Annotated in this window: 5 protein-coding genes and 1 pseudogene; all 6 read left to right on the top strand. The window is 57.8% G+C overall.

Going from position 1 to position 3,610, the window contains the following annotated elements; all coding sequences use genetic code 11:
- A partial coding sequence (locus tag G434_RS23535) for a phage tail tape measure protein (protein ID WP_016238792.1) occupies positions 1-540 on the top strand: 540 nt, incomplete at its 5' end.
- Complete coding sequence (locus tag G434_RS23530; RefSeq protein WP_000847367.1) at positions 537-866, top strand: phage tail protein; 330 nt, start codon at positions 537-539, stop codon at positions 864-866. The genes G434_RS23535 and G434_RS23530, both read left to right, overlap by 4 nt.
- Positions 866-1,564 carry a phage minor tail protein L gene (locus G434_RS23525; protein ID WP_001152512.1) on the top strand — a complete coding sequence of 233 codons (699 nt, stop codon included), beginning with the start codon at positions 866-868 and terminating at the stop codon, positions 1,562-1,564. The genes G434_RS23530 and G434_RS23525 overlap by 1 nt, the downstream gene beginning before the upstream one ends.
- Before the next feature lie 5 nt (positions 1,565-1,569).
- Positions 1,570-2,313, top strand: a complete 744-nt coding sequence (locus G434_RS23520; RefSeq protein WP_024193910.1) for a C40 family peptidase — start codon at positions 1,570-1,572, stop codon at positions 2,311-2,313.
- Positions 2,310-2,882 carry a tail assembly protein gene (locus tag G434_RS23515; RefSeq protein ID WP_000847675.1) on the top strand — a complete coding sequence of 191 codons (573 nt, stop codon included), beginning with the start codon at positions 2,310-2,312 and terminating at the stop codon, positions 2,880-2,882. Before G434_RS23520 ends, G434_RS23515 begins: the two co-directional genes overlap by 4 nt.
- Positions 2,883-2,950: 68 nt before the next feature.
- Positions 2,951-3,610: pseudogene (locus G434_RS23510) on the top strand (host specificity protein J); the annotation flags it as partial.

Genomic DNA, 3,610 nt, shown 5'->3' on the forward strand with positions numbered 1-3,610 from the left:
CAGAACTGGCGCAGCTTCACCCGTTCCGTGCTGTCCATGATGACAGAAATTCTGCTTAAGCAGGCAATGGTGGGGATTGTCGGGAGTATCGGCAGCGCCATTGGAGGTGCTACCGGTGGCGGCTCATCAGCGTCAGGTGGTGCAGCCATTCAGGCCGCTGCGGCGAAACTCCATTTTGCGACCGGAGGATTTACGGGAACCGGCGGCAAATATGAGCCAGCGGGGATTGTTCACCGCGGTGAATTTGTCTTCACGAAGGAGGCAACCAGCCGGATTGGCGTGGGGAATCTCTACCGGCTGATGCGCGGCTATGCCACCGGTGGTTATGTCGGTACACCGGGCAGCATGGCGGACAGCCGGTCGCAGGCGTCCGGGAAGTTTGAGCAGAATAACCATGTGGTGATTAACAACGACGGCACGAACGGTCAGATAGGGCCACAGGCGCTGAAGGCGGTTTATGACGTAGCCCGTAAGGCGGCAATGGATGTTGTGACCGGGCAGATGCGTGATGGTGGTCTGTTCTCCGGAGGTGGACGATGAAAACCTTCCGCTGGAAAGTGAAACCGGGTATGGATGTGGCTTCGACTCCTTCCGTCAGGGAGGTGCGCTTTGGTGATGGCTACTCCCAGCGCGCGCCTGCCGGGCTGAATGCCAACCTGAAAACGTACAGCGTGACGCTTTCTGTCCCCCGTTGGGAGGCCACGGCGCTGGAATCGTTTCTGGCAGAGCACGGAGGCTGGAAAGCCTTTCTGTGGACGCCGCCTTATGACTGGCGGCAGATAAAGGTGACCTGCGCAAAATGGACGTCGCGGGTCAGTATGCTGCGTGTTGAGTTCAGCGCAGAGTTTAAACAGGTGGTGAACTGATGCAGGATATCCGGCAGGAAACACTGAATGAATGCACCCGTGCGGAGCAGTCGGCCAGCGTGGTGCTCTGGGAAATCGATCTGACAGAGGTCGGTGGTGAACGTTATTTTTTCTGTAATGAGCAGAACGAAAAAGGTGAGCCGGTTACCTGGCAGGGGCGGCAGTATCTGGCGTATCCCATTCAGGGGAGTGGTTTTGAACTGAATGGCAAAGGCACCAGTACGCGCCCCACGCTGGCAGTCTCTAACCTGTACGGCATGGTCACCGGGATGGCGGAAGACCTGCAGAGTCTGGTCGGCGGAACGGTGGTCAGGCGTAAGGTTTACGCCCGTTTTCTGGATGCGGTGAACTTCGTCAACGGAAACAGCGATGCCGATCCGGAGCAGGAGGTGATCAGCCGCTGGCGCATCGAGCAGTGCAGCGAACTGAGCGCGGTAAGTGCCTCCTTTGTACTGTCCACACCAACGGAAACGGATGGTGCTGTTTTTCCGGGGCGCATCATGCTGGCCAACACCTGCACCTGGACCTATCGCGGTGATGAGTGCGGTTATAGCGGTCCGGCGGTCGCGGATGAATATGACCAGCCGACGTCCGATATCACGAAGGATAAATGCAGCAAATGCCTGAGTGGCTGTAAGTTTCGCAATAATGTCGGCAACTTTGGCGGCTTCCTTTCCATTAACAAACTTTCGCAGTAAATCCCATGACAGAGACAGAATCAGCGATTCTGGCGCACGCCCGGCGATGTGCGCCAGCGGAGTCGTGCGGCTTCGTGGTGAGAACGCCGGAGGGGGAAAGATATTTTCCCTGCGTGAATATCTCCGGTGAGCCGGAGGCTTATTTCCGGATGTCGCCGGAGGACTGGCTGCAGGCAGAGATGCAGGGTGAGATTGTGGCGCTGGTCCACAGTCATCCCGGTGGTCTGCCCTGGCTGAGTGAGGCCGACCGGCGGCTGCAGGTGCAGAGTGATTTGCCGTGGTGGCTGGTCTGCCGGGGGGCGATTCACAAGTTCCGCTGTGTGCCGCATCTCACCGGGCGGCGCTTTGAGCACGGGGTGACGGACTGTTACACGCTGTTCCGGGACGCTTACCATCTGGCGGGGATTGAGATGCCGGATTTTTATCGGGAGGATGACTGGTGGCGTCACGGTCAGAATCTCTATCTGGATAATCTGGAGGCAACGGGGCTGTATCAGGTGCCGTTGTCAGCGGCACAGCCGGGCGATGTGCTGCTGTGCTGTTTTGGTTCATCGGTGCCGAATCATGCCGCAATTTACTGTGGTGACGGCGAGCTGCTGCACCATATTCCTGAACAACTGAGCAAACGAGAGAGGTATACCGACAAATGGCAGCGACGCACACACTCCCTCTGGCGTCACCGGGCATGGCACGCATCTGCCTTTACGGGGATTTACAACGATTTGGCCGCCGCATCGATCTTCGTGTGAAAACGGGGGCTGAAGCTATCCGGGCGCTGGCCACACAGCTCCCGGCGTTTCGTCAGAAACTGAGCGACGGCTGGTATCAGGTACGGATTGCCGGGCGGGACGTCAGCACGTCCGGGTTAACGGCGCAGTTACATGAGACTCTGCCTGATGGCGCTGTGATTCATATTGTTCCCAGAGTCGCCGGGGCCAAGTCAGGTGGCGTATTCCAGGTTGTCCTGGGGGCTGCCGCCATTGCCGGATCATTCTTTACCGCCGGAGCCACCCTTGCAGCATGGGGGGCAGCCATTGGGGCCGGTGGTATGACCGGCATCCTGTTTTCTCTCGGTGCCAGTATGGTGCTCGGTGGTGTGGCGCAGATGCTGGCACCGAAAGCCAGAACTCCCCGTACACAGACAACGGATAACGGCAAACAGAACACCTATTTCTCCTCACTGGATAACATGGTTGCCCAGGGCAATGTTCTGCCGGTTCTGTACGGTGAAATGCGCGTGGGGTCACGCGTGGTTTCTCAGGAGATCAGCACGGCAGACGAAGGGGATGGTGGTCAGGTTGTGGTGATTGGTCGCTGATGAAAAACGTTTAAGGTAAACCCCCTCCCGGCGGGTTTTTTCTTTAATGAGCCTGAACAATTGGGTAAGGCCACCATAAAGGGGATAACCCCGCGGAAGCCGAGGACAACCTTGAAGCCACGCAATCGCTGAAGGGTAACCGTGCCATTAGCCAAAGGCCCGGTTGAAGGTCGGTTGGATGATTTAAAAACCTGCTGCCGGACAAGTACGCCGGTGCTGGACAGTGAGGGGAATACCAATATCTTCGGTGTCACGGTGGTGTTCCGGGCCGGTGAGCAGGAGCAGACTCCGCCGGAGGGGTTTGAATCCTCCGGCTCCGAGACGGTGCTGGGTACGGAAGTGAAATATGACATGCCGATCACCCGCACCATCACGTCGGCAAACATCGACCGTCTGCGCTTTACTTTCGGCGTGCAGGCACTGGTGGAAACTACCTCAAAGGGGGACAGGAATCCGTCGGAAGTCCGTCTGCTGGTTCAGATACAGCGTAATGGTGGCTGGGTGACGGAAAAAGACATCACCATTAAAGGCAAAACCACCTCGCAGTATCTGGCCTCGGTGGTGGTGGATAACCTGCCGCCGCGCCCGTTTAATATCCGGATGCGCAGGATGACGCCGGACAGCACCACAGACCAGCTGCAGAACAAAACGCTCTGGTCGTCATACACCGAAATCATCGATGTGAAACAGGGCTACCCGAACACGGCACTGGTCGGCGTGCAGGTGGA

Source organism: Escherichia sp. KTE172 (assembly GCF_000408845.1).
Taxonomy (GTDB): Bacteria; Pseudomonadota; Gammaproteobacteria; order Enterobacterales; family Enterobacteriaceae; genus Escherichia; species Escherichia coli.